General features: G+C 45.5%; 26 protein-coding genes and 1 other annotated feature. Of the genes, 8 read left to right on the top strand and 18 right to left on the bottom strand.

The genetic code is table 11. The features are described 5' to 3' along the window. Positions 1-72 precede the first annotated feature (72 nt). Positions 73-822, top strand: a complete 750-nt coding sequence (gene prpE / locus OVA33_RS19120) for a bis(5'-nucleosyl)-tetraphosphatase PrpE (RefSeq protein WP_025649588.1) — start codon at positions 73-75, stop codon at positions 820-822. A gap of 32 nt (positions 823-854) precedes the next feature. Here prpE and OVA33_RS19125 read toward each other — a convergent pair whose 3' ends face one another. From OVA33_RS19125 to OVA33_RS19140, 4 genes are read right to left on the bottom strand one after another with little or no spacing between them, the layout of a single operon-like run. After that, entirely contained in the window at positions 855-1,748 is an 894-nt protein-coding gene (locus tag OVA33_RS19125) for an RluA family pseudouridine synthase (RefSeq protein ID WP_128974057.1), read from the bottom strand. A 14-nt stretch (positions 1,749-1,762) separates the two neighbouring features. Beyond that, positions 1,763-2,563, bottom strand: a complete 801-nt coding sequence (locus OVA33_RS19130) for an NAD kinase (protein ID WP_003155018.1) — start codon at positions 2,561-2,563, stop codon at positions 1,763-1,765. Between the two features lie 17 nt (positions 2,564-2,580). After that, positions 2,581-3,216, bottom strand: a complete 636-nt coding sequence (gene yjbM / locus OVA33_RS19135) for a GTP diphosphokinase (RefSeq protein ID WP_003155019.1) — start codon at positions 3,214-3,216, stop codon at positions 2,581-2,583. 27 nt (positions 3,217-3,243) lie between these two features. Then, complete coding sequence (locus OVA33_RS19140) at positions 3,244-3,609, bottom strand: UPF0738 family protein (RefSeq protein ID WP_003155020.1); 366 nt, start codon at positions 3,607-3,609, stop codon at positions 3,244-3,246. Positions 3,610-3,733: 124 nt separating this feature from the next. On the opposite strand from OVA33_RS19140, the gene OVA33_RS19145 reads away from it, so the two are divergent. From OVA33_RS19145 to OVA33_RS19165, 5 genes are all read left to right on the top strand, one after another. Continuing rightward, positions 3,734-4,306, top strand: coding sequence for a CYTH domain-containing protein (locus tag OVA33_RS19145; RefSeq protein WP_014417426.1), 573 nt, complete (start codon positions 3,734-3,736; stop codon positions 4,304-4,306). Positions 4,307-4,310: 4 nt separating this feature from the next. Next, complete coding sequence (locus OVA33_RS19150) at positions 4,311-4,997, top strand: lytic transglycosylase domain-containing protein (RefSeq protein WP_017417458.1); 687 nt, start codon at positions 4,311-4,313, stop codon at positions 4,995-4,997. A 228-nt stretch (positions 4,998-5,225) separates the two neighbouring features. Beyond that, on the top strand, positions 5,226-5,624 hold the full coding sequence (locus OVA33_RS19155) for a globin domain-containing protein (protein WP_025649585.1): 399 nt from the start codon (positions 5,226-5,228) through the stop codon (positions 5,622-5,624). Beyond that, positions 5,621-6,523, top strand: a complete 903-nt coding sequence (gene spxH, locus OVA33_RS19160; protein ID WP_003155024.1) for a protease adaptor protein SpxH — start codon at positions 5,621-5,623, stop codon at positions 6,521-6,523. The genes OVA33_RS19155 and spxH overlap by 4 nt, the downstream gene beginning before the upstream one ends. A gap of 285 nt (positions 6,524-6,808) precedes the next feature. Next, the gene (locus OVA33_RS19165) at positions 6,809-6,976 is read left to right on the top strand and encodes a hypothetical protein (protein WP_044802813.1); all 168 of its coding nucleotides are present in this window, start codon (positions 6,809-6,811) and stop codon (positions 6,974-6,976) included. Between the two features lie 37 nt (positions 6,977-7,013). Here the strand turns inward: OVA33_RS19165 and pepF are convergent, their stop codons facing one another. The 3 genes from pepF to mecA all read right to left on the bottom strand — a co-directional run bounded on the left by pepF (position 7,014) and on the right by mecA (position 11,038). Beyond that, entirely contained in the window at positions 7,014-8,843 is a 1,830-nt protein-coding gene (pepF, locus tag OVA33_RS19170) for an oligoendopeptidase F (RefSeq protein ID WP_003155028.1), read from the bottom strand. Between the two features lie 227 nt (positions 8,844-9,070). Then, positions 9,071-10,231 (bottom strand): competence protein CoiA family protein, encoded by a 1,161-nt coding sequence (locus tag OVA33_RS19175; protein ID WP_017417456.1) that lies wholly within the window; start codon positions 10,229-10,231, stop codon positions 9,071-9,073. 150 nt (positions 10,232-10,381) lie between these two features. Beyond that, the gene (gene mecA, locus OVA33_RS19180; protein WP_003155032.1) at positions 10,382-11,038 is read right to left on the bottom strand and encodes an adaptor protein MecA; all 657 of its coding nucleotides are present in this window, start codon (positions 11,036-11,038) and stop codon (positions 10,382-10,384) included. 275 nt (positions 11,039-11,313) lie between these two features. On the opposite strand from mecA, the gene OVA33_RS19185 reads away from it, so the two are divergent. Next, a complete protein-coding gene (locus OVA33_RS19185; protein ID WP_014417421.1) occupies positions 11,314-11,970 on the top strand; it encodes a TerC family protein in 657 nt (218 codons plus the stop codon). 54 nt (positions 11,971-12,024) lie between these two features. Here OVA33_RS19185 and spx read toward each other — a convergent pair whose 3' ends face one another. The 8 genes from spx to OVA33_RS19225 form a co-directional block, all read right to left on the bottom strand. Further along, positions 12,025-12,420: a transcriptional regulator Spx gene (spx, locus tag OVA33_RS19190; RefSeq protein WP_003155034.1), complete on the bottom strand. Its 396-nt coding sequence runs from the start codon at positions 12,418-12,420 to the stop codon at positions 12,025-12,027. A 178-nt stretch (positions 12,421-12,598) separates the two neighbouring features. Next, complete coding sequence (locus OVA33_RS19195; protein WP_007409110.1) at positions 12,599-13,177, bottom strand: GNAT family N-acetyltransferase; 579 nt, start codon at positions 13,175-13,177, stop codon at positions 12,599-12,601. A gap of 117 nt (positions 13,178-13,294) precedes the next feature. Continuing rightward, entirely contained in the window at positions 13,295-14,482 is a 1,188-nt protein-coding gene (locus OVA33_RS19200; protein ID WP_128974056.1) for a putative glycoside hydrolase, read from the bottom strand. Positions 14,483-14,588: 106 nt separating this feature from the next. Beyond that, positions 14,589-15,506 carry an oligopeptide ABC transporter ATP-binding protein OppF gene (gene oppF / locus OVA33_RS19205; RefSeq protein WP_017417453.1) on the bottom strand — a complete coding sequence of 306 codons (918 nt, stop codon included), beginning with the start codon at positions 15,504-15,506 and terminating at the stop codon, positions 14,589-14,591. Beyond that, positions 15,499-16,575 (bottom strand): ABC transporter ATP-binding protein, encoded by a 1,077-nt coding sequence (locus OVA33_RS19210; protein ID WP_003155039.1) that lies wholly within the window; start codon positions 16,573-16,575, stop codon positions 15,499-15,501. The genes oppF and OVA33_RS19210 overlap by 8 nt, the downstream gene beginning before the upstream one ends. Before the next feature lie 12 nt (positions 16,576-16,587). Further along, positions 16,588-17,505, bottom strand: coding sequence for an oligopeptide ABC transporter permease OppC (oppC, locus tag OVA33_RS19215; protein WP_007409113.1), 918 nt, complete (start codon positions 17,503-17,505; stop codon positions 16,588-16,590). A gap of 3 nt (positions 17,506-17,508) precedes the next feature. Beyond that, positions 17,509-18,444, bottom strand: coding sequence for an ABC transporter permease (locus tag OVA33_RS19220; RefSeq protein ID WP_014417417.1), 936 nt, complete (start codon positions 18,442-18,444; stop codon positions 17,509-17,511). A 106-nt stretch (positions 18,445-18,550) separates the two neighbouring features. After that, the gene (locus tag OVA33_RS19225; protein ID WP_106067871.1) at positions 18,551-20,185 is read right to left on the bottom strand and encodes a peptide ABC transporter substrate-binding protein; all 1,635 of its coding nucleotides are present in this window, start codon (positions 20,183-20,185) and stop codon (positions 18,551-18,553) included. A 476-nt stretch (positions 20,186-20,661) separates the two neighbouring features. Then, positions 20,662-20,873: a binding site (T-box leader), on the top strand. A 55-nt stretch (positions 20,874-20,928) separates the two neighbouring features. Here OVA33_RS19225 and trpS point away from each other — a divergent pair. Further along, a complete protein-coding gene (trpS, locus tag OVA33_RS19230; protein WP_128974055.1) occupies positions 20,929-21,921 on the top strand; it encodes a tryptophan--tRNA ligase in 993 nt (330 codons plus the stop codon). Between the two features lie 32 nt (positions 21,922-21,953). Here trpS and OVA33_RS19235 read toward each other — a convergent pair whose 3' ends face one another. The 3 genes from OVA33_RS19235 to OVA33_RS19245 form a co-directional block, all read right to left on the bottom strand. After that, on the bottom strand, positions 21,954-22,706 hold the full coding sequence (locus tag OVA33_RS19235) for a YjbA family protein (RefSeq protein ID WP_007409116.1): 753 nt from the start codon (positions 22,704-22,706) through the stop codon (positions 21,954-21,956). A 148-nt stretch (positions 22,707-22,854) separates the two neighbouring features. Then, positions 22,855-23,769, bottom strand: coding sequence for an oligopeptide ABC transporter permease (gene opp4C, locus OVA33_RS19240; protein ID WP_017417449.1), 915 nt, complete (start codon positions 23,767-23,769; stop codon positions 22,855-22,857). A gap of 21 nt (positions 23,770-23,790) precedes the next feature. Further along, entirely contained in the window at positions 23,791-24,741 is a 951-nt protein-coding gene (locus OVA33_RS19245; protein ID WP_003155051.1) for an ABC transporter permease, read from the bottom strand. Between the last annotated feature and the right edge of the window lie 12 nt (positions 24,742-24,753).

Below are 24,753 nucleotides of genomic sequence, written 5' to 3' on the forward strand. Positions count from 1 at the left end.
AAAACAGCGTAATTAGGTATAGGAATTAGCCCCATAATAAATAAAAAACCGTTAATAAGGAGGCTGACACGAATGGCTTATGACATCATCAGCGATATACACGGATGTTATGACGAAATGATCGCGTTAATGCAAAAGCTCGGATATGAAGTCAAAGACGGAGCGCCCGTTCATTCTGAAGGCAGGACGCTTGTCTTTGCGGGGGATTTAACGGACAGAGGCCCAAAATCCGTAGAAGTGATGCGTTTTGTGGCAAAAGCATATGAAAAAGGAGCCGTCCGTTATGTCCCGGGAAATCATTGCAACAAACTGTATCGTTACTTAAAAGGAAACCCCGTAAAAGTGATGCACGGACTGGAAACGACGGCAGCCGAACTGAAAGAGCTGTCTCCCGCCGACAGAATGGAAGTCTCCAGACAATTCATCCGATTATATGAGTCAGCGCCGCTTTATGACATTTTACATAGTGGCGATCTCGTTGTCGCCCACGCCGGCATAAAAGCTGACGATATCGGTAAATACTCGCGTAAGGTAAAAGAATTTGTTCTGTACGGCGATATCACGGGTGAAACGTATCCCGACGGCAGACCCGTCAGAAGAGACTGGGCCGCCGCTTACGAAGGCAAGGCATGGATTGTTTACGGCCATACCCCGGTAAAACGCCCCCGGATCGTCAACCGTACAATCAACATTGACACAGGCTGCGTCTTCGGCAATCAACTGACAGGCTTTCGTTTTCCCGAGCACGAAACCGTCTCTGTGGAAAGCTCAATGCCGTATGATGCTTCACGATTTCGCGAGGATCACGGCAGGCAGGCATGAAAAAAGCCCGAAACCGGCACACGGTTCGGGCTTTACATGTGTTCAATTAATGTTTTCATATCGTCAGGCACCGGGGCGTGAAAAACGAGCGTTTCTCCGGTCATGGGGTGTACGAATGAAAGCCGCTCACTGTGAAGAGCCTGCCGCGCAATTCCCTCATTTTTTCCGCCGTACAGTGTATCACCGACTAACGGATGGCCGAGGTAGCTCATGTGCACCCGGATTTGATGCGTCCGCCCCGTTTCCAGCCGCAGGGCTGCAAGCGTAAACGCATGTCCCGCTTTTTCCGTTTGAAAATGCGTCACCGCTCGTTGTCCCTCCGGCGTTACCATCCGCTCAATAATACTGTCGTGTTTTCTTCCGATGGGCGCGTCCACCGTTCCTTCCTTCTGCGGCATGATGCCGTGTACGACAGCGAGATACCGCCTGCTGACAAGCCCCTTCTTCTGCGCTGCTGACAAAAGAGAATGGGAAAGCCGATGTTTGGCGATCAGCATCGCCCCCGATGTATCCCTGTCAAGGCGGGTGACAAGATGAACCGTTGATGGCACGCCGCTTTTTCGGTAGTGGCTGATCACTCCGTTAGCGATGCTTCCCGACGGGTGTTCTCTTGATGGAATTGAGGAGACATACGGCTGTTTATTGACCACAAGCACATCGTCATCTTCATAAAGAATATCAAGCGGAACCGGCTCAGGCAAAAGCGTTTCACTCACATGCTCCTTCGGAAATTCAATCTTAAGCACGTCTCCGTCCGCTAACACGGTGCGGACGGTTACATGCTCTCCGTTCACAAGCAGGTCTCCCCCGCCGAATTTAATGTCAGCGAGTAGCCGCTTTGAAATGCCGAGCTGCGCCGTATATTCTTTTATCGTCATGCCGGCTTCCCGGGCAGTCATGTTCTTTTGGATAAAAAAGTTGTCCAATCCGTTTCCTCTTTCTATTCGCCTTTTCCGATAAAGGAGTCCTGCACCCTTTTCCAAAACGGAAAAGGGCGGAATCTTGCAAATCTGACTTTTTCATTTGCCACACGGCATAGAATGGACTTGACATCCTTATGCAGCAAGGTTAAATGATCAATTGTGACTTGAAAGTCGACGTCGTTTCTCGGTTTGATGACACAGTTATGATGATCGGGAAGCAAAAGCGGCGAACCGACAGTCCTGAACACTCTGTTGTTAATGGATGCCATTTCCGCAAGCTGAATCGCTCTGATGGAAGGGTGGATGATTGCGCCGCCTAACGCCTTATTATAAGCCGTGCTTCCGGAAGGCGTGGACAGACATAAACCGTCTCCCCTGAACGTTTCAAACAGCTGGCCTTTAATTTCCACGTCAGCGACGAGACTGCCTTCTATGCTTTTGATCGTACATTCGTTCAAAGCCAGATACCGCTCCTCACGCTCTTCATCATGATAAGTGACAATCACCTCAAGAAGGGGATACTCCACGGTATGATACGGCGTTTTGGCGATGGCCAGAACGAGCTTTTCTATCTCCTGCGGAACCCAATCGGCATAAAAACCCAAATGCCCCGTGTGAACTCCGACAAACGCCGTTTTATCGAGACGGTCGCTGTACCTGTGAAATGCGTAAAGAAGCGTTCCGTCACCGCCGACGGAAATAACGATTTCCGGCTCTTTTTCATCCAAGGTCATATCAAAATCGAGTAAATACGCCTGTATTTTGCTTTTCAGTGTATCTGAAACCTCGTCTCCTTTTGAAGAAACGGCAAATTTCATGCCATTCCCCTCCTTTCCTACTGGCGGTCTCCCGCTTTTTTCTTTCGCGAGAACGCGGCTTGGGCTTCCTGGATTTCTCCGCGGATTTCTGACATTTCTTCATCGAGCCGGGATGCGGCTTCTGAGGCCCGCTGCAGCCTCAGCTTTACTTTTTCGGGAATGTTCCCGCTGTATTTGTAATTCAGTGAATGCTCAATGGTTGCCCAAAAGTTCATGGCAAGCGTCCGAATCTGTATTTCCACAAGAACGTGCTTTTCACCGGACGTTGTTTGTAAAGGATATAAAACGACAAGGTGGTAAGACCGATATCCGCTTTCCTTATGCTCTGCTATGTAATCCCGCTTATCGACAACGGTAAAATCTTTTCTGGCAAACAGCATATTTTTGACGATCTGGATATCATCGACGAATTGGCACATAATACGCAGCCCCGCGATATCCTGCATCGTTTCAATCTGATGAAGCGGTATGCTTTTTCGTCTCGCTTTTTCAAGTATGCTCGCCACCGGCTTCACGCGGCCTGTCACAAACTCAATCGGTGAGTGGTCATCTTCATACTCATAAAGGGTTCTGACGCCTTTCAGCTTCACCTTTAATTCTTCAACAGCCTGGCGGTATGGCGCTAGAAATTGCTCCCATTGTTTGTCATCCATCGTACATCCCCCAATTCCGAACCTGTTCTAAAGAAATACGCTTTTCACTTTTTCTTCCATATCTCCGTAGTTTGCATTATCTTTAATATTTTCAAGAAGATAATCGAGTTCTTCATGCAGCCCTGAAAGTTCAACCGTTTTTCCGCCGGCCTCAAGGACCGCCGGTTTTCTTTGGTCTAAGGCTTCTTTCAGATCCGGCCAGATATGTTCTTTTATAATGACATATTCAAAAGAGTCAGCTGATTCAAGTATGTATACAAAAGCAAAGTGATCGGAATCAACAAGCATTTGACCTGAGGCTTTGCGTTCCGCTCCGCTTAAGTCCTCTCCGCACTTCAAGCGGAGCGCGTCTTCTGTTAATGATGCATTTTGGATTTCAATTCTCTTTTGCATAATGTTCTCCTTTTTTAACAAAGTACAGCATTTATTTTATCATATCAAGGTCGATATTGATAAACGTAACCTCTAAAGAGATAATGGGAATTATACAATTTTTCGTCCTGAAAGGAAGACTGTCATGACCCAAGAAATAGAAATTGAATTCAAAAACCTGCTGACAAAATCAGAATTTCTGAAGCTGAGTGAAGCACTCTGCATGAAAGAACATGATTTTAAACAGCAGGTCAATCATTATTTCGACACGAAAGATTTTTCCCTGAAACAAAAAAAATCAGCACTCCGCATCCGAGAAAAAGACGGCGCGTTCGTTCTGACGTTAAAAGAGCCTGCCGCGGTCGGTCTGCTGGAAACCCACCAAGAGCTTGCGGCACCTGATCTTGACGTCTTCAAGATTCCGGATGGCCCCGTCAAACGTCAGCTGGAAGGTCTCGGAATCAACTCAGAACACATTTGCTATTTCGGAACGCTGTCGACCGCACGCGCGGAAAAAGAATCAGAAAAAGGCTTAATCATTTTAGATCACAGCCGATATTTAGAGAAAGAAGACTTTGAATTGGAATTCGAAGCTGCTGACTGGGATGAAGGAAAACGGGCGTTTGAACAATTGCTCAAGCAATTCGGCATCCCAGAGCGGATCACGAAAAATAAAATCCAGCGTTTTTATGAACAGAAACAAAAAAAGGTGGAATGACACAGTGAATATCACGAATTGGGCGGCCCTTCTCCAGCTGCAATCAATGGCGCTGCAATCAATCTCTCATACAAGCACGGCTTCAGGCGGACAATCTTCAGAAAGCCCGCTTGCCAATTTCAGCGCGCTTCTCAGCCAGTATACGGACACAGCCGTCCGGCAGCAGCCGGAATCAGGGATTTTAAACGGTGTGCGGACCGCTCACGCTTCATATTCACCGAGAATTCCCGTTTCATCCGATTCCGCGGCAGCTTCACAGACCGCTTCCCCAAGCATAAAGTCTGCGAATGCGGCTTCTGACATCAGCACCGGAAACTTTTCAATAGACAGCGCCATTCAGAAAGCGGCCGAAAAATACGGTGTGGACGAAAAGCTGATCCGCGCGGTTATTAAACAGGAATCAGGCTTTAATCCGAAAGCGGTCAGCGGTGCGGGGGCAATGGGACTGATGCAGCTCATGCCTTCCACGGCAGAATCACTCGGGGTGTCAAACCCGCTTGATCCCGTCCAGAACGCTGAGGGCGGCACGAAGTACTTAAAGCAGATGCTCACGAAATACGACGGAGATGTATCTCTCGCGTTAGCCGCCTACAACGCAGGCCCCGGCAACGTAGATCGGTACGGAGGCATTCCGCCGTTTAAGGAAACACAGCAGTATGTCAAAAACATAACCAAACATTATTACGCGTAAACCAGAGAGGCTTCCTTCGCCCTCTGGTTTTTTTGCGGAGTGAAATCTTACACATGAATGAAGGCGATGTGATATGATATGAAATACAAGCGCCTGACAGAAAGGCACTTTGTTTGTAGAAATAAAATGTTATTGCTAAAATATACAGTAACTGAAGATAGTAAAACAAAAAGATAAATTCGCAATGGGAATTATGATTCCTATTAGCCATATAAAGGAGTAGTCAACATGGGACAATCGTTTAACGCACCATATGAAGCGATTGGAGAGGAACTTCTATCGCAACTTGTTGATACTTTTTATGAGCGTGTCTCGTCTCATCCCTTGCTGAAGCCGATATTTCCAAGTGATTTGACTGAAACGGCCAGAAAACAAAAGCAATTTTTAACCCAGTATTTGGGCGGACCTCCTCTTTATACTGAAGAGCACGGACATCCCATGCTCAAGGCAAGGCATCTCCCCTTTCCGATTACGGACGAGAGGGCTGATGCGTGGCTAAGCTGTATGAGCAAAGCGATGGATCAGGTCGGGCTGGAGGGCGATATTCGTGAATTTCTGTACGGGCGTCTGGAACTGACGGCCAGGCATATGGTAAACCAGTCAGAAGCGGAGGATCGATCATATTGACGAATTATCAGCATGAGCAATACTTCGCCCATTGCCACGGACATCCAAAAAAACCGCTCGAAATTTACATGTTTGTCGACCCTTTATGTCCTGAATGCTGGTCGCTGGAGCCCGCCATAAAAAAATTAAAAATCAAATACGGACGTTTTTTTACGCTGCGGATCATTGTTTCCGCGAGCATTACATCGTTGAATAAGCAAAAACGGAAAAAACACCTTCTTGCCGAAGCTTGGGAAAAAATTGCGAACCGTTCCGGTATGCCCTGTGACGGAAGCCTTTGGCTTGAGCAGGATCAGCCTCTTTCATCGCCCTACCTTGCCGCACTTGCTTTAAAAGCGGCTGAACTGCAGGGAAGAAAAGCGGGCATTCTGTTTCTCCGCAGCATGCAGGAAAGCCTGTTTGTTTCCAAGCAGAATATTACAGATGAAGACGTTCTTTTAGAAATTGCCGAAAAGACGAAATTGGATGTTGAAGAATTCAAGCGCGACCTCCATTCGCAAAGCGCGGTAAAAGCGCTTCAGTGCGATATGAAAATCGCGGCGGAAATGGACGTCACCGTCAACCCGACATTGACGTTCTTTAACAGCCTGCATGATGATGAAGGGCTGAAGGTCCCCGGCAACTATTCTTATGACGTATACGAAGAGATCTTATTCGAAATGCTCGGGGATGAACCGAAGCCTTCTGAAACGCCGCCTTTGGAATGTTTCATTGAATATTTCCGGTTTGTCGCATCGAAAGAAATCGCACTCGTTTATGATTTGAGTCTAGAAGAAGTTGAAAAAGAAATGAAAAAACTGGCATTCGCCAAAAAGGTCGCCAGAGTGGAAGCAAAGCACGGTCTGTTTTGGAAATCTCTGGCCGGCACCCAGGAGGATGTCACCTGTTGTGATCATTAAAAAAAGCTGATTCCTTACGGAGCCGGCTTTTTTTGTGCAAATAAAGAAACCGCGCCGGGATAAGCGCGGTTTCATATGTCTTAACGACAACAAAGGGGATGGGAGAAATTTTTCACGGTCAAACAAAGGGGTAATGTTTGTTTGTGATCAATTTCACATCCTTATCATATCAAATCTTGTCGAGTTTTGACAAGCCATAAGATTAATGTTCATATTTTTGTCACAAAACATAACTGACTGCTTGTTTTCATAGAATATATCAATGAAAAACAAGGAGGGAAATCAATGCTCCGCAGCGTATTGATCATCGGAATGATTGTGTTTTTCTTCTTTTTAAACCTGCTGGCCATGATGCACATGCTGCCGATTTACATTACATCTCCCCTGCTGTTTCTGTCCATATTGTTTGCCTTGTACCGGCTGAACCATAGAAAAACGTTTAAAGGGTTTTAGGAAAAGCCTGCGCATCTTATGCCCAGGCTTTTTTGAATTACGAAGGGTTCACTTTCGAAAGAAGTTCTTCCATTTCATTCAGTTTCTCTTCAAACATTTTGCAGGCCGCCTCGATCGGTTCAGGCGATGTCATATCGACTCCCGCTTTTTTCAGTATGTCAATCGGATATTCCGAGCTTCCCGCTTTTAAGAATTCGGTATAGCGCTCCACCGCAGGCTTGCCTTCTTTTAAGATCTGGCTGCTCAGCGCTTGGGCCGCACTGTAGCCTGTCGCATATTGATACACATAATAATTGTAATAGAAATGCGGAATTCTTGACCATTCCAGACTGATTTCTTTATCAATCACCATGTTGTCACCGAAATACTTTTTATTCAGATCATAATAAAGTTCGTTCAGCAGTTCAGGCGTCAGCGGCTCGCCTTCCTGCGCTTTCGTATGAATCAGATGCTCAAATTCAGCGAACATCGTCTGTCTGAACACTGTGCCTCTGAATCCTTCAAGCATATGGTTGAGCAGGTACAGACGCTGTTTTTCATCCTTTAAGCTGTTCAGCATATATTCACCGAGCAGCGCTTCATTGGTCGTTGAAGCGACTTCAGCGACAAAAATGCTGTAGTTACCGTACGGATACGGCTGATATTTTCTCGTATAGTAGCTGTGCACGGAATGGCCGAACTCGTGAACGAGCGTAAACAGATTATTAACATTATCATGCCAGTTCATCAAGATGTACGGATTCGTGCCGTATGTACCGGACGAATAAGCACCGCTGCGTTTTCCTTTATTTTCGTATACATCGACCCAGCGGTTTTCAAGTCCTTCTTTTAAAATAGACGCGTATTCCTCGCCCAGCGGAGCAAGTCCTTTGAGCATATAATCTTTCGCTTCCTCATATGTGACCTTCATTCCCGAATCTTTTACAAGGGGTGTGTAAAGGTCATAAATATGGACTTCATCAAGGCCGAGCACCTTTTTCCGCAGGTCAATGTAACGGTGTAATAACGGAAGATGTTTATTGATCGTTTTAATCAGGTTATCGTAAACTTCTTCAGGGATGCTGTTATTGGATAAAGCCGCTTCCCGTGCTGATTTATATTTTTTCACACGGGCGTAAAAATTATCTTTTTTCACAGTGCCGCTGAGTGTAGTCGCCATCGTGTTTTTATACTGTCCGTATGTTTTATATACGGCTTCAAATGCGTTTTTGCGGACTTCACGATTGCTGCTTTCCAGGAAATTAATAAAGTTGCCGTGTGTGATTTGAGTTTCCTTGCCGTTTTCATCTTTAATCGACGGAAACGTAATATCGGCGTTATTTAAAACACTGAATGTATTGGAAGGCGACGACAGCGCTTCTGAGGCTTCCGCAAGCAGGGCCTCTTCTTGTTCGCTCAGCACGTGCGGACGCTGTTTTGTAATTTCTTCAATTGCATGGGAGTAAAGCTTAAGCTCTTCTTTTTCCAGAATGAACTGGTGCAGCTTGTCCTCCTGAATCGCCAGAATTTCCGGTTCAATGTAAGCAGTCGCGCTGGCAGCCTGGGAATACAGGCTTGCGGCTTTGTCGTTCAGCCCTTGGTAGAAAGAATTTCCCGTATCCTGGTCTGAGCGCATATGCGCGTATGCATAAAGTTTCCCAAGGCGGTTCGTCACTTCATCCTGTGCCGTAAGCGCCGCGTATAAATTATCAGCCGAATGAGCAAGCGTGCCTTTAAAAGAAGATAAATTCGGGATTAATTCTTTAACTGCTTGAAATTCTTTATTCCAGGCCTCATCACTAGGAAAAATATCCTCTAGTCTCCATGTATGCTCTGCCTTTACTTCACTTCTGTCAGGCAGCTGTGCTGCTTTATTTTCCTCAGTCATGGTGATCCCCCTCGTTTTCTTTACTTCAAGCCAATTGAAAAAACGATTGTTTCTCCAAAAACTTGTGTTGTGATTATCTTCCGGCTTTTCACTGCCTTTTGTCAAATCATATGCGGCATATAAGACCGAGCATACCAATAATACAGTGAAAAAACGAAAACAAAATGCTTGTACGCCCCTCACATTCGCCACCACCTTGACGTTAGGGTGAACGAAATGAAGCATTCTCATTCCCCAAAAAAGAGCAGATCCCGCCGGCGCAGCTCTTCTGCCGTTTGAGGGCGCTTCCATTGAGATGAGGGCATATATACTTCATTCTCAATTTCCCTTAAAAAATCCTGCAAGCATAAGAAATCAGCATATTGTTTTACCGCCATTCCGATAAGGCTGTCTTGTGAACCATACCTCATCCGGATCTCCTTACCCCTGATTTTTTGCCGTAAATCATGAACCATGCCGGATAATCGGATCGGCGCGCCTTTTTTAGAAAGTTCCGCAAGCCGCAAGTATAAATGGCCCTGCCACACAAAAACGGGACTTGCAAACACAAAGCCCGCTGAAACGGGAATAAACACTTCAGAGGGGAGAAATGGAAATGCAACCTGATGTCTTTCGTAAAAAAGACGCCGGATAAGACCGGCATCTTCAGATAAAAACCGCCCGCTTTTGTTGCGGAAGCCGGCTACGGCACGTCCCCACGAGGGAAGTCTGACGCTGTGCCGCCCTTCCGGATGACAAATGTCTTTCAGGTTTGCTTTGTGAAGAGGGATTGCGGTTAAGCAGGCATAAGAATAGCCGGTGTAAAACGGAGTGATGGAATGCAGCCTGTAAAAGGAGCGGGCGTCGGGGCAGTAAAACAGTAAGGAGGAAAATGAATGGACTTCAAAGAACTGCCAGTGAAAAGCAGAAAGCCGGAAAAATTGCGCGGCCAGCCGTTTTAACCGTTTTGCCCCGATAATCCAGACCGGCCGGTACCCGGCGTTTTTCAGGCCTGCCGTCCGGCTCTTTAAAGAGTCCGCCGAAAGGTTCGCACATTGAAATTCAAAAGCCAGCCTCTCTTCTCCGCTTTCCGCCGTCAAGTCAGGCCGCTGTCCAGCGGAAGTCAGATACGGTTCCAGGCTGACACTGCACCCTTGTGTCTTTAGCCAGAGAAAAAGCTGCCTTTTTCCTTCCAGATGGTATTCGCTTTCGGGTTCGGATTCCCCCGGACACAGCCTGCTTTTTTTATGAGCGAAGTGCGGCAGTTTCTCCCGTCCCAGTTTGATATCAAGCTCACTTTTGCAAACAGGGCAGAACCAGCGTTTCTTTCTCAGCTCCGCCGCTTTTTCCTTTGAATAGCTTCCGGCCAGCTGAATGAGCTTTCCGTCGGCAGTCACAGCACTGAACATGTTGCATCTTCTCCTTTCCTGAATCTTGTTGTATTCAGCAGGAAGAAGATATAATCCTGTTTGCGGATGAGAGCCGTTATACGGTTTTCAGCCGTTCATCCTGTCATTCAGAACAAAAAAAACCGATTTCTGCTGAGAGAAATCGGTTTGTTATGATGCAAAGTGTTTTTTTATTGTATATAACGCATGATCAGCGATCACCAATTTGCCGTATTCTTCAAGACGGTGAATGCTGACTGATGATTCGTGCGCGTACTCCAACAGGATGCTTAGCTGATTTTCAACCTCTTCATCAGTTTGCTCATAAAAATCTGCATATAAATAATATCGGTCTTCAAACGAATACAGGGTCGTTTTGATTCCGTTAAGATTCAATTTTGATAGCGAGATGAGATCCTCAAAATCATCGAACCGCAAAGTGAACTGAAGCTTTTGCTCCTTATCTTCCCGGCTCTCGGCCTGCTCTTCTTTCTGGAAATCATCAAGTAAAGCATCGAGATTTTCATCTGCCGGCTCTTGTTTTTTATCTTCCGGGATCGGCAGTTCGAGTTTTTGTCCGTCCTTGGAAAGCTGGGCTTTTGTTACGATTATTTCCAGTCCTTTGTCCAATGCCTGAACCTGAATCCAAAGAGGACCCTCGACAGCGAATTCTTCTTCATCATGCACTTCATCCATGACTTCCCAGAACAGTTCTTCACTGCGCTCGCGATTGTACCAGATTTCTTCTCTGTCAAAACCGCGATCTTCAATATCACCATAAGACATATAAAATTTTACAGTATGCTCATTAATTCTTTCTATTTCCATTTTGCCAACCTTCCCTTCTTTATAAGATGTTGAAGGGACATCTAAGCTCCCGATGAATAGTACTTTACTACACTTTACCCATTCCGTCCACATCTTAACCTTATAGAGGACAGCGCAAATTCTTTATATTTCTATTTTATGATAAAACAGTTATAAAAGAAATAAAAAAGCATTTTCACACCGAAAAACAGGCTTTCTCCCGGTTCCCATCATAAATAGCGCACTGCTTCATATATTAGCTGTACAAGCAATCGATCTATAAGCGAGGTGTTACCATGCCGCACGATTACCTGCTGTCCCTTCTGCTTATTATCGGGATTGACCTTATTCTCGGCGGCGACAATGCCGTCGTCATCGCGATGGCCAGCCGGAATCTGGCTCATAAACAAAGACAGCAAGCGATCATCTTCGGAACGTTTATCGCAGTCGTCTTGAGAATCGTTCTGACGAGCGCTGCGGTCTATTTATTGAATGTTCCTTTTTTACAATGCGCAGGCGGGGTATTTTTATTGTATCTCGGCTATCAGCTTCTGATTGAGAAGAAAGATGCGCAGCATGTGAAAAGCAGTTCTTCTCTTTGGAAAGCCATCCGCACAATCGTTCTGGCTGATATCTTTATGTCGCTTGACAATGTCATCGCAGTAGCCGGCGCTTCTCACGGTGAGCTGACACTTGTAGTGATCGGCCTCTTCATCTCGGTGCCGATTATCATTTGGGGCAGCAAGCTTGTTCATGCCGCCATGGACAAAATGCCTTTATTGATGTACGCCGGGAGCGGTCTTCTCGCATTTACCGGCGGTGAAATGATTGCCGGAGACAGCAAGCTGTCATTTTTCATGGCAGAACACGGCATTATACAAATGATGCTGCCGATTTTGACCGTCGTATTTGTTATCCTCGCCAGTATGATTTACCAGCAGACTGAAAAATAAAAAAGCCCAAACCGCGATGGTTTTGGGCTTTTTCCATGCTTATCGTAACTTATATCAGTTGGCAAGACGCTGTGCTTCTCTTAATTGGAAAGAACGCACTTTTCTTGGCAGGAATCGTCTGATTTCATCTTCGTTATAGCCGACTTGCAGACGTTTTTCATCAATGATGATCGGACGGCGGAGCAGTCCCGGATGCTCATTGATCAAAGTATATAAGTCTTGAAGCGGCATAGATTCAACATTTACGTTCAGTTTCTGGAATACTTTAGAACGGGTAGAGATAATTTCATCCGTACCGTCTTCAGTCATACGCAGAATCTGCTTGATCTCATCAATTGATAACGGCTCGGAGAAAATGTTTCTCTCTACAAACGGAATCTCGTGCTCTTCAAGCCAAGCTCTTGCTTTTCTGCATGACGTACAGCTAGGTGATGTGTATAATGTAACCATTAATCTTCACTCCTCTAATTAGTAGGATGAACATGTTTGTATTCTCAAATTGAAATGACTTTAAAAAAGGAATCTTTATAGGTATTATACTATAAAAAAGTAAGTGTGAACAGTCTCCTGAGAAAAAAATGTGTCAATCCGGCAAATTTACGGCTGGCGGATTTTTCCCCATTCTCAATTAGCTCAGCTGATCGAAAATGTTTTTTCGTTTTTTCTCATCAATGACTTTGAGAACTTCATCCGTTTTTTCGTATGATTCTCCGTACCATTTTTCATCTTTATAAGTGTGAATGTTTTCATATGTCTGTTTCATCGCTTCAAACATTTCTTCTTCTGATTCCGTCTTAGGTGACCAGTACAGAATCTCCATTTTGTTCACTTCATTCGTAGCCAATGACCGGCGCCGATACCCGATTGACTGCGCGTGCTTGAAATGCTCTCTTTGATAAAAACGCAAGCGTTTCTGTGTATCCGTGTCATCCTCGTCAACAGGCTCCACCTCAAGCAGAATCGGCTTGTTTTTCTTTTTCAGCCTGCCGATCAGCTTGCTTCCGAGGCCTTGTCCTCTGGATTTCTTTGACACAAACAGGTAATCAATAAAGATGAAAGAGTCAAATTCCGCATACATCAGCACGTGGTACTGCCCCTCTTCTTTATGATAAACATCGCTTTGCTCCTTTAACAGAGCTTCCATATGCGCTTTTGATTTCATTTCTTCAATCGGAAAATATTCACTCAGCTTTTCGTACCAGTTCATTCATTTGCTCCTTATGGGTTCGTTGTCTTCACACTTTTAGATATACCCCATTTCCGATTGTTTAAACAATCTTACATCTATTAAGACGTGTGATCCTTTAACATGGTTTCAATTTTTTTAAAATGGTGTGTAATCGACGTTTTTGGTATAACGGTTTGCCGCGTCCCACAATAAAAATTCGTCAATTCCTTCCTCATGCAGCGCTTTAACCTGGTCTTCCACCTGGCGTTTTCCGTACTTTTGATAATTTCCGCTGCCGAGATATGATGCCGTGAAGTCCTGAAGCCACGGACGCGATACAGGCGGGTGTTTCAGCTTAGACAGTTTTTTATTTTCCACCTTCGCGTATTCTTTGACGACATTGTAAGGCTCAAGATCCGGTTTATCAATGCCGAAATAGCTTGTCCAATGGCTCGGATAAATCATGGATGAAATGACATCGACCTGTTCTGAAATCTTGCTGAAATTCTGGCCGATCCCCGGCGCTTCCGGCAGCGTGGCAGAATAGCCGAAAATATCAACCGACACATCCGCGCCGTACGGCTTGAGTTTTTTCTTCGCATAACCGACAAAATCGGTGACGGCGTGAACGCGTTTTTGCACATTGCTGTCTGCTGTTTTCCCGTAATCGCCGTGTCCGTATGTCAGTTCGTCATCACGTTTTTCAAATCCTTCAGGAAAACGGACATAATCAAACTGAATTTCTTGAAACCCCATCTTTACGGCTTGTTTTGCAACCTTTACATTGTAATCCCATACTTCTTTCATAAACGGATTGACGAACGATTCGCCGCGGCCGTTTTTCCAGACACTTCCGTTTTTTTCTTTAAAAGACCACTCCGGCTTTTCGTTCGCGAGTTCGCTGTCTTTAAATACGACAATACGCGCGATTGGATAGATCTTTTTTTCCTCCAGCTTTTTCATCATCTTTTTTGGATCTTTGATGTACGGCTTGGCGATTTTGGCATACTCAGAATGGCCGTCCGGCTTAAAGGTGAGGTTTCCGTTGTCGTCCTTGACATCAATCACCATTGTATTGAGCTCCGTTTTGTCCACAAAGTCTGTCAGCTCCCCGAATTTGCTTCCTCCCGCCGAATGCCCTGTGACGTAAATGCCCCGCACCTTATCAGGATGTGTAAACTGCAGCCCTGACGGATAAGCGAACCGTGCATTTGATTTCGGCAGTTCTTTTTCAGCCAGCGCTATTTTTACAAGCGGCTGCTCCTCTTTCACAGCGGCGTGGGCCGGATAAGCGGCTGCACTGATAAACAGTCCCGCACAAATGGCGCACAAAATGGTTTTCATACTGATCTCCCCCTTTTTTTCCATTATAGAAAAACGGGAGCAGGCTTAATAAACTTGAATGTGCGCAAAAAAATCCTCCAAGACTGAGTCTTGGAGGATGATACTTTTATAGATAGGTTTTAAATTCAGCTTCTGTGCACATGACAAAATGTCCCGGTTTCACTTCTCTGAATTCCATTTTTTCTCCTTCTTGGAGCTGATGAACTGCCGGATCGTATTTCTTTCGCATGCGATTTCTTTCATAGTCCGGATCAGGGAGCGGGATAGCGGACAGCAATGATTTCGTATATGGATGAAGCGGGTTTTCGTAAAGCTCATCCGCCGGCGCAAGCTCCACCAATTTTCCGAAATACATGACGCCGATGCGGTCGCTGATGTATTTGACCATTGATAAATCATGAGCGATAAACAGGTAAGTGAGCCCTTTTTCTTTCTGCAATTCTTTCATTAAATTGACGACTTGCGCCTGAATGGAGACATCAAGCGCCGAAATCGGTTCGTCCGCGATAATAAACTCCGGATCAACCGCCAGCGCTCTGGCGATTCCGATACGCTGGCGCTGTCCGCCCGAAAATTCATGCGGGTAGCGGTTGGCGTGCTCTTTATTTAAACCGACCGTTTCCAGCAGTTCGTGAACCCGCTGCATCCGCTCTTTTTTCGTTTTTGCCAGGCGGTGAATATCTATTCCCTCGGCAATAATGTCGGCGACTGTCATTCTCGGATTTAAAGATGCGTACGGATCCTGGAAAATCATCTGCATTTTCCGGTTAAACTCCAGCAGCTTCTTGCGGGATTTTTTCCCGTGGACATTTTCCCCGTTAAAGAGAACTTCCCCGCCGGTTGCCTCATACAGCCGGATAATGCTGCGGCCCGTCGTTGATTTACCGCAGCCCGATTCTCCGACAAGGCCGAGCGTTTCGCCTTTATAAATATCAAATGACAAATCATCTACGGCTTTTACCGTTCCTTTCTGCGTGAAAAAATGCTGTTTTAAATGTTTGATTTCGAGAAGTTTCTCAGTCATTTTTTTCACCTTCCTTCATTAAAACAGGATGCTGATACGTATTCGGAAGCTGACGGATTTTAGCCTTCACCGCTTCAGGGGGCTCGACCTTAGGCGCATCAGGATGCAGAAGCCACGATTTCACAAAATGCGTATCAGACACTTTATACATCGGCGGTTCCTGTTCAAAGTCAATTTTCATCGCATATGAGCTGCGGAGCGCAAATGCATCCCCTTTCGGAGGATTCGTCAGATCAGGCGGCGTGCCCGGGATGGCCGTCAGTTTTTCCTGATCGGTGCTGTCCAGGCTGGGCATTGAGGCAAGCAGCCCCCACGTATACGGATGGCGCGGATCATAAAAGATTTCATCCACCGTGCCCGATTCGACGACCTGACCTGCGTACATGACGGCGACCCGGTCGGCGACATTGGCGACAACGCCAAGATCATGCGTGATAAAAATGATAGACGTATCAATTTTCTTTTGCAGATCTTTCATCAGCTCAAGGATCTGTGCCTGAATCGTCACATCAAGCGCTGTTGTCGGTTCATCGGCAATTAACAGTTTCGGATTTGCCGCAAGCGCCATCGCGATGACGACACGCTGTCTCATCCCGCCTGAAAATTCATGGGGGAATTGGCCGATCCGTTTTTCGGGCATCGGAATCCCGACGAGATCAAGCAGCTCTATGGCGCGCTTTTTCGCCGCTTCACTTGAGATTTTTTCATGTTTGAAAAGCACTTCCGTAATTTGTTTGCCGACTCTCATCGTCGGGTTCAGAGAGGTCATCGGGTCTTGGAAAATCATTCCGATGTCCTTTCCTCTGATGGCCTGCATTTCTTTTTCAGACATCGGCACGATATCGCGTCCGTCAAAAAGAATCTGTCCTCTTTTAAAGTAGCCCGGCGGCATCGGGATCAGCTTCATAATCGCTTGGGAGGTCACACTTTTTCCGGAACCCGACTCCCCCACGATCGCAAGCGTCTCTCCTTTATTCAAATGGAAATTCACGCCGCGGATTGCCTGTACCTCTCCGCCGTATGTTTTAAATGAAATGGCTAAGTCTTTTACTTCTAGCAAACGTGTCACTCATATCACTCCTTATTTGCGTAACTTAGGATCCAGCGCGTCTCTTAACCCGTCGCCGACAACGTTAAAGCCGAACATCGCCAGGCAGATAAAGCCGGCAGGGAAGAACAGACGCCAAGGGTAATAGGTTAATGCAGGCAATCCGTCTGAGGCCATCGTTCCCCAGCTCGCAAGCGGCGCAGGTACGCCGAGGCCCAAATAACTTAAAAACGCTTCTGTAAAAATCGCCGTCGGAACCGTCAGTGTCATCGTTACGAGGATAGAGCCCATCGCGTTCGGGACGATATGCTTAAACAATAGCCGGCCGGTTTTGGCGCCGAGTGTCTGTGAAGCAAGCACATACTCCTGATTCTTTAATTGCAGCACCTGTCCGCGGACGATTCTCGCCATATTGATCCAGCCCGTGATCGTCATGGCGACGATAATGGTCAGCAATCCTTTCGGCAGAACAACCATCAGCAAAATAACCATTAATAATGAAGGAACAGCCCACAGAATGTCGGCGATGCGCATCATCACTTCATCTGTGCGTCCGCCGCGGAATCCGGAAATGCTGCCCCAGATTACGCCGATTAATAAATCAAGCACGGCAGCTGCGACACCGATAAAGATGGAAATCCGCGCGCCCACCCATGTCCGGACGAATATATCCCTTCCAAGGTCATCCGTGCCGAACCAATGATCTTTCGACGGCGCTTTATCCGCATTTAATAGATTGGTAGTGGCATAATCATACCTTGAAAAGACAGGCGCAAAAATCGCCATCAGAATAATAAGAACGATCAGTACGAACCCGACCATCGCAAGCTTATTGCTGCGGAAGCGGAGCATGGCGTCTTTCCAGAGGGAAAGGCTTTTTTTATTTATTTTTTCGGCATCGCCGGCATTAGCTGAAGCTGGTTCAAACATGTTTTTAGGAATGTTCTGCATGGTCTAGGCTCCTTTCTTTGCTTTGGAAAGCTTGATTCTCGGATCGATTAATCCGTACAGCACGTCTACAATTAATACGCATAAAAGCAGGAGCACGCTGAAGAACACGGTAACTCCCATAATGACCGTATAATCACGGTTTGTAATGCTGTTTACAAAATGCGCGCCTAAACCGGGAATTCCGAAAATGGATTCAATGATGAAACTTCCCGTTAAAATGGATGCCGCCATCGGCCCCATATATGTCACGACCGGCAAAAGCGCGTTTCGCAACGCATGGCGCACGGTGACTGACGGACGGGAAAGTCCTTTAGCTTTTGCAGTCCGTATGTAATCGCTGTTTAACACTTCAATCATGCTTGAACGGGAGAGTCTGGCAATGAACGCCATCGGCATGGAAGCGAGCGCAATAGAGGGCAGAAAGGTGTATGCCCAGGATTCCCACCCTGCGACCGGGAACAGTTCTAATTTAATTGAGAAAATATATTGCAAAATCGTCGCCAATATAAAGCTCGGAACTGAGATCCCAAAGATCGTTAAAATCGCAATGGTATAATCCTGCCATTTATTATGGTACAGGGCAGCAAGCACCCCGAAAAGCACACCGAACGCTAAAGCGAGGAGAATAGCTTCTGCACCGAGAGTGAAAGAGACGGGGAAGCCTGAATTGATTAAATCATTAACACTTTGGCCTTTATATTTAAAAGAAGGTCCGAAGTCCCACATCGCCACAGATTTTAAGTAGCTGGCATATTGAACGAAAAGAGGCTTGTCCAGGCCATAGTGTTCGTTTAAGTTTGCCTCAATTTCAGGCGGCAGCTTTCTTTCGCCGGAAAATGGTCCGCCCGGCGCTGCCTGCATTAAGAAGAATGTGGCGGTCACAATCACAAACAATGTGATGATCATGTAAATGAATCGTTTACCGATATATTTCAGCAAGGTGAACACCTCCATGTTTTTTACAATTTTATACGTAATCAGTAAGAAAGGTATATGGGGACATCCTCCCCATATACCTTGGGTCTTTTGTTCTCAGAACCGTCTTTTATTCAAAAGAAGCGTTTCTGAAGTAAACTTCGCCTGTTCCTGTCAAAATCACATTTTTGAGGTTTTTATCCTGTACCCAAGGATCTGTATAGAAATAAACTGGCGCGACCGGCATTGCGTCAATAAAGATCTTTTCTGCTTTTTTCAGCTCTTCGATACGTTTATCCGGATCCGTTTCAAGCTGAGATTGGTTCAGCAGCTTTTTAAACTCAGGATCTTCCCATCCCGTATCATTGTTTCCGCCTTCTTTATCTCGGAACATTTCAAGGAAGTTGATCGCATCGTTGAAATCTGCGAGCCAGCCCATACGCGCGATTTGGTAATCCTGGCTGTGCAGCTTGTCGATGTACACATTCCATTCGGAGTTATCAAGCTCAACTTTGACGCCCAAGTTCTTTTTCCACATTTCCTGTACGGCCTGAGCCATTTTCGCATGCGCATCGTCCGTATTGAAGGACAGTTTGATCGCCGGGAGGTCAGAGGCATTCTTGACGCCTAATTCCTTCAGTCCTTTATCCAAGAATTCTTTAGCTGATTTGACGTCATTGTCTTTGAAATAACCTTTTGTGTTATCCTCGAATCCCTTCATTGACGGCGGCACCGCAGCCATGGCCGGGATTTGTTCGCCCTGCGTTACATTTTTCACGATGGACGAGCGGTCGATCGCATAAGCAAGGGCTTTACGGATGTTCACATTGTTCAGCGGTTTCACTTCTGTGTTGAATTTGTACCAATACACGCCTGCGATCGGTTCAACGTGAAGAGATCCGTCTTTTTTCAATGTCGGCAGAGATTCAGTCGGAAGCTGGCCGAGCGGCATCCCTGCCCAGTCAAGCTCACCCGCTTGGAATTTTTTCAGTTCGGTGTTGTTATTGATAATCATCACCATGTTGATTTTCTTCAATTTCACAGAGTCTTTATCCCAATATTGATCGTTCTTTTCGAGCGTGATGGAACCGCTGTGTTTCCAGGCCGTCATTTTGAACGGGCCGTTTGACACGTAATTTTCGCCTGCGTTTGTGTTCCAGTTTTTATGTTTTTCCGCGATTTTCTTGTTGACCGGCATATACGTATAGAATGAAGTTAATTGCGTGAAATAAGGTGTCGGGTTATTCAGTTCAACCTTTAATGTTTTGTCATTTACGGCTTTTACGCCTACATCATCAAGCTTGCCTTTTCCTGTATTGGCAGCTTCAGCGCCTTTGATGTAGTAGAGCTGATAAGCGTATTGTGATTCGTTGTTCGGGTCAAGCGCCCATTTCCACGCATATTCAAAATCCTGCGCCGTCACAGGGTCGCCGTTAGACCATTTCGCACCGTCACGAATCGTAAATGTATAGGTCTTTCCGTCTTTGCTTGTTTCAATTTTAGATGCCATTCCTTCTTCAGGCTCACCTTTGGAGTTTACGCGTGTCAATCCTTCAAAAGTCTGGCGGATTACGCCTCCTGAAACGGAATCATTCGCTAAACCAGGATGCAGTGAGAACGGCTCGGTTTTAATATTGATATTAAGTGAAGTCTGTCCTTTGGTGTCTTTTTTACCGCCGCCTGATCCGCCGCTGAATCCGCCGCACGCACTTAATACAAGCGAGAAGATAAGCATCAAACCTACAATAGACCAACGCTTTTTCATGCACTAACCCCCTAATCAAATTTTTCAGCCTTTACCACTAAATACTCAGAAATATCAGACAAAATAACTTAATATTTTTCTAAACTTTAATTGTGTTCCGTCTTTTCTGATTATTTTATGTAAAGAAGCTGTAACAATAGAGTGAACAAGTTCATTATAATGAAATGAATAATTTATTGCAATACTATTTTCTCAATTTAAAATATTTAAATTTGGTCAGTTTTTCTGTCAAAAAGGTGATACACTTCTATAGTTTAAAGCATGACCTAACTAAATTTTTTTATTGCAATTTCCAGTTCATATTGCTTTTTACATATAATATTCGTTATACGAAATGTTGATATACGTTATCATTTAAGCATTTTCAGTTCTTTTTGAGGATTTTCAGCCCTTTAGCAAACTGGAAATAATCTTGTATTCCTCTGATGACATTTGGCTATAATTGATTTATAATAGATCAATCAAATACATTTGTTGTGATTGCGATGATGAAGAGTAGTACACATTTTTATCCGTTTGAAGAGAGTCTGCGGTGCTGGGAGCAGGTAACGGGCGATGTGGAATGGACTTCTGAGCAGCTGACCGAACGTTAGTAGGCCCAGCCGGAGCAGCCTCCGTTACCAACGTCTCGAGCGATTCCATTGTAATGGAATAATCAGGGTGGCACCACGGTTCATTCGTCCCTTTTTTCTACGGGAAGAATGGGCTTTTTTTATTATGTTTTAAGAAATGAGGTAAGAAATATGAAGAAAACGATTTTTTCAGGCATTCAGCCGAGCGGTTCCGTTACCCTCGGCAACTATATCGGCGCAATGAAGCAATTTGTCGATTTGCAGCATGACTACAACGGCTACTTCTGCATTGTCGATCAGCATGCGATTACGGTTCCGCAGGATCGGCTTGAACTGCGGAAGAACATTCGCAATCTCGCGGCCCTTTACCTGGCCGTCGGACTTGATCCTGAGAAAGCGACCCTCTTTATCCAGTCGGAGGTTCCCGCTCATGCCCAGGCGGGGTGGATGCTCCAATGCGTCGCATATATCGGCGAGCTTGAGCGGATGACGCAATTCAAAGATAAGTCAAAGGGCAAAGAAGCCGTCGTGTCAGGACTGTTAACCTATCCGCCGCTGATGGCCGGCGATATTTTACTGTACGGAACGGATCTTGTTCCGGTCGGAGAAGACCAAAAACAGCACCTTGAACTGACCCGCAACCTGGCGGAACGCTTCAATAAAAAATATAATGACATCTTCACGATTCCTGAGGTGAAAATTCCTGAATCAGGCGCGCGCATCATGTCACTGGCTGATCCGCTCAAAAAAATGAGCAAATCAGATCCGAACCAAAAGGCATACATCACGCTGCTTGATGAGCCGAAGCAGCTCGAAAAGAAAATCAAGAGCGCCGTGACTGATTCTGAAGGCATTGTAAAGTATGATAAAGAAAACAAACCGGGCGTTTCTAATCTTTTGACGATCTATTCTATTTTAGGAAACACATCAATTGAAGATTTAGAGGCTAAATATGAAGGCAAAGGGTACGGTGAATTCAAAAGTGATTTAGCCGAAGTCGTTATCGGCGCATTGACACCGATCCAAGAGCGCTACCGTGAATTAATTGAGAGCGACGAGCTTGACCGCATTCTCGACGAAGGAGCGGCGCGCGCAAACAAAACGGCCGGCAAAATGGTGAAAAAAATGGAAAACGCCATGGGTCTCGGACGGAAAAGAAGATAAAGAAAAGAGGCGGGAGAATCCCCGCCTCTTTTTTAGTTCACTTTTGATTCCTGCTCCATTTCCCAAAGCTTTTCGAAAAACGGCTGCCCTTTAATCAAATTTTCACAGAACGCAAGATGTTTATCTGACCAGCCTTCAATTGTTTCATTGTAAAGCATGTCCCAAATTTCTTCAAAGCTCATCCGTTTGATCTGCTCATACATATGCGGATTCCATTCCGTGTACCAATACACAATTTCCGCACGGTTTTTCAGCCCTTTCAGCTGGTCGAGCGCCATAAACATCAGCTGCTTGATCTGCCGCTCTTTTCTCGTCAGCCCTCTGACATGCTCCGGCGCCAATGACAAAATGTGATATTCCTTTGAAGACTCCAATTGCGCCGGCTCAAATTGAAACGATTCCGGTTCTACATCCTTTACCATTTCATAAACAAGCTGCTCCTGCCTCGGAATCAGGCGGCTCTTTCTGACCGGAATGGTATACCCGATCGTATCCACGGCAATGATGCCGATCCCGTCTGTCACGACAAAACAGTACTCCAGCTTTGTCCGCTCATGATTTTTTCGCACGTATGACTTTTGGTGGACTTGGTCAAGCAGTTCTTTCGGAAGCTCTGATAAGTCGTTTTCTATGTAATGAAATAATACCGACGGCACTCTGAGCAGCGGTGTCTGATCCAAAAGCTCAACCGTGTCTTCCTTCCGCCATTCGTGAAAATGGCATACATTGTAGCCGTTTTCTTCCCCTTCAAACCAATTGACCCATACATCATGAAGAAATAACATATTCGACCCCTCACTTTATAAAAACTGTTGTCCACAGTATAGGCAAGGGATAGATAAATTATTCCATTTCAATATGAGATTTCCGCAATACGGAGCTGGATTTCCGACTGCATTGCAACAAAAAAAATCTCCCGTTCCGTCCGGGAGATCATTTCACATTTTTCGGATCAAGCGCATCACGCAGCCCGTCTCCGACAAAGTTGAAGCACAATACGGTAAGAAGAATGAACAGTCCCGGAAATAACGGGTACCACCAAGCCTGAATCATAATCGTAAAGTTCTGTGCATCCTGAAGCATATTGCCCCAGCTTGCGATCGGCGGCTGAATCCCGAAACCGAGATAACTTAATGTAGATTCCGCCAAAATAACCGTTCCCACCTTTAATGTCGCTGAGACAATGATCGGTCCGAGCGCATTCGGCAATATATGAGAAAAGATGATGTGATGATTTTTTGTACCGATCGTCTTTGCAGCTAATACAAACTCTCTGGAACGAAGCGATAAAAATTCCCCCCGGACAAGGCGTGCCGTTGTTGTCCAGCCTGTAAGGGAGAAAATTAAAATTAATTTATCCATTCCGGGCTGAAAAATCGTAACAAGTGTAATAAGCAAAAATATATCAGGTATGGATAATACGATATCAACGGTTCTCATGAGAACGGCATCGACAATCCCTTTAAAATATCCGGCAACGGCTCCGACAACTGTCCCGATTGTAATCGCGCCGATCACAGAAGCGAATCCGACAAGCAAGGAGACGCGCGCCCCGTACAGAACCCTCGTAAAGATGTCTCTTCCGAATTTATCAGTTCCCATTAGATGTTTTAAGCTCGGCGGCTTCAAACGATTGACAAGAGATTGACTCTCCGGAGAGTAAGGAGCGATTACCGAAGCGAATAAGGCTGACAAGATGATGATGGTTAATATAACGGCTCCGATTACAGCTAGTTTATTTTGAAAGAACTTTTCGAAAAAAATCTTCGTCATTGTTTCCGGTTTGGATTGAATATTTTCCTTTAATTTTACTTCGTTGGGGGGTGTGCCGGTATTGGGCTGTAACATTTGACCTCTCACCTCTCTTTGTTAATATTCAATGCGGGGATCAACCAGCGCATATAAGATGTCCGCAATTAAATTCCCCACTACAACCAATACAGCTGAAATGACCGTCATGGCCATGATAACCGGATAATCCCGCGAAAAGGCTGAATCAATAAACAATTTGCCGAGGCCCGGCCAAGTGAAAATCTGTTCTACCACTACCGCTCCCCCGATAAATGACGGTATCATCAGACCAAAAATAGTGATGACAGGAAGAAGTCCGTTTCTCAAACCGTGTTTAAAAATCACTTTATTATCTCGGAATCCTTTCGCACGCGCCGTTCGTATATAATCCTGTTTTAACACATCCAGCATACTGGATCTTGTGTATCTCGTTATCCCTGCCATGTCTGCCGTGGCGAGCACAAAAGCAGGCAGAATCAAGTGATGCAATCGGTCAAATATGTTAAAGTCAGCATTTAAAGTGCTTACTCCGCCAGTGGGAAACCACCCCAGATTTACAGATAAAACCATGATTAAAATCAAACCGAACCAAAAATTCGGTATGGCAAGCCCTAAAAATGAAGTAACAGTTATCCCGTAATCCAATTTTGAATAAGGACGTTTCGCTGACAGAACACCAAATGGAATAGAAATAAGAAGAGCGACAAGGGTTGAGAAAAGCATAAGCACAATCGTATTCGGTAAGCGGGATAAGATAAGTTCAGAAACTGGAGTGCCTTTCTTGACGATAGAAGTCCCGAAATCCCCTTGCAGCATATTCCCCAGCCATTTCACATATTGAACAGGTTCCGGATCATTCAACCCGTATTTTTCAATGAATTTCGCCCTGTCCGCTTGACTGATTGTAGGGTCCATCATAAGTGACATCGGGTCTCCCGGCGCTGCTTTCATGATGGCAAACGACAAAATTGTAATGCCTAAGAGAATCGGCAAGGACATTAATGTTCGCCGTAAAATATATGTAACCATGTTCTTGTCCCC

This window comes from Bacillus sp. KICET-1, assembly GCF_027721405.1.
Taxonomy (GTDB): Bacteria; Bacillota; Bacilli; order Bacillales; family Bacillaceae; genus Bacillus; species Bacillus velezensis.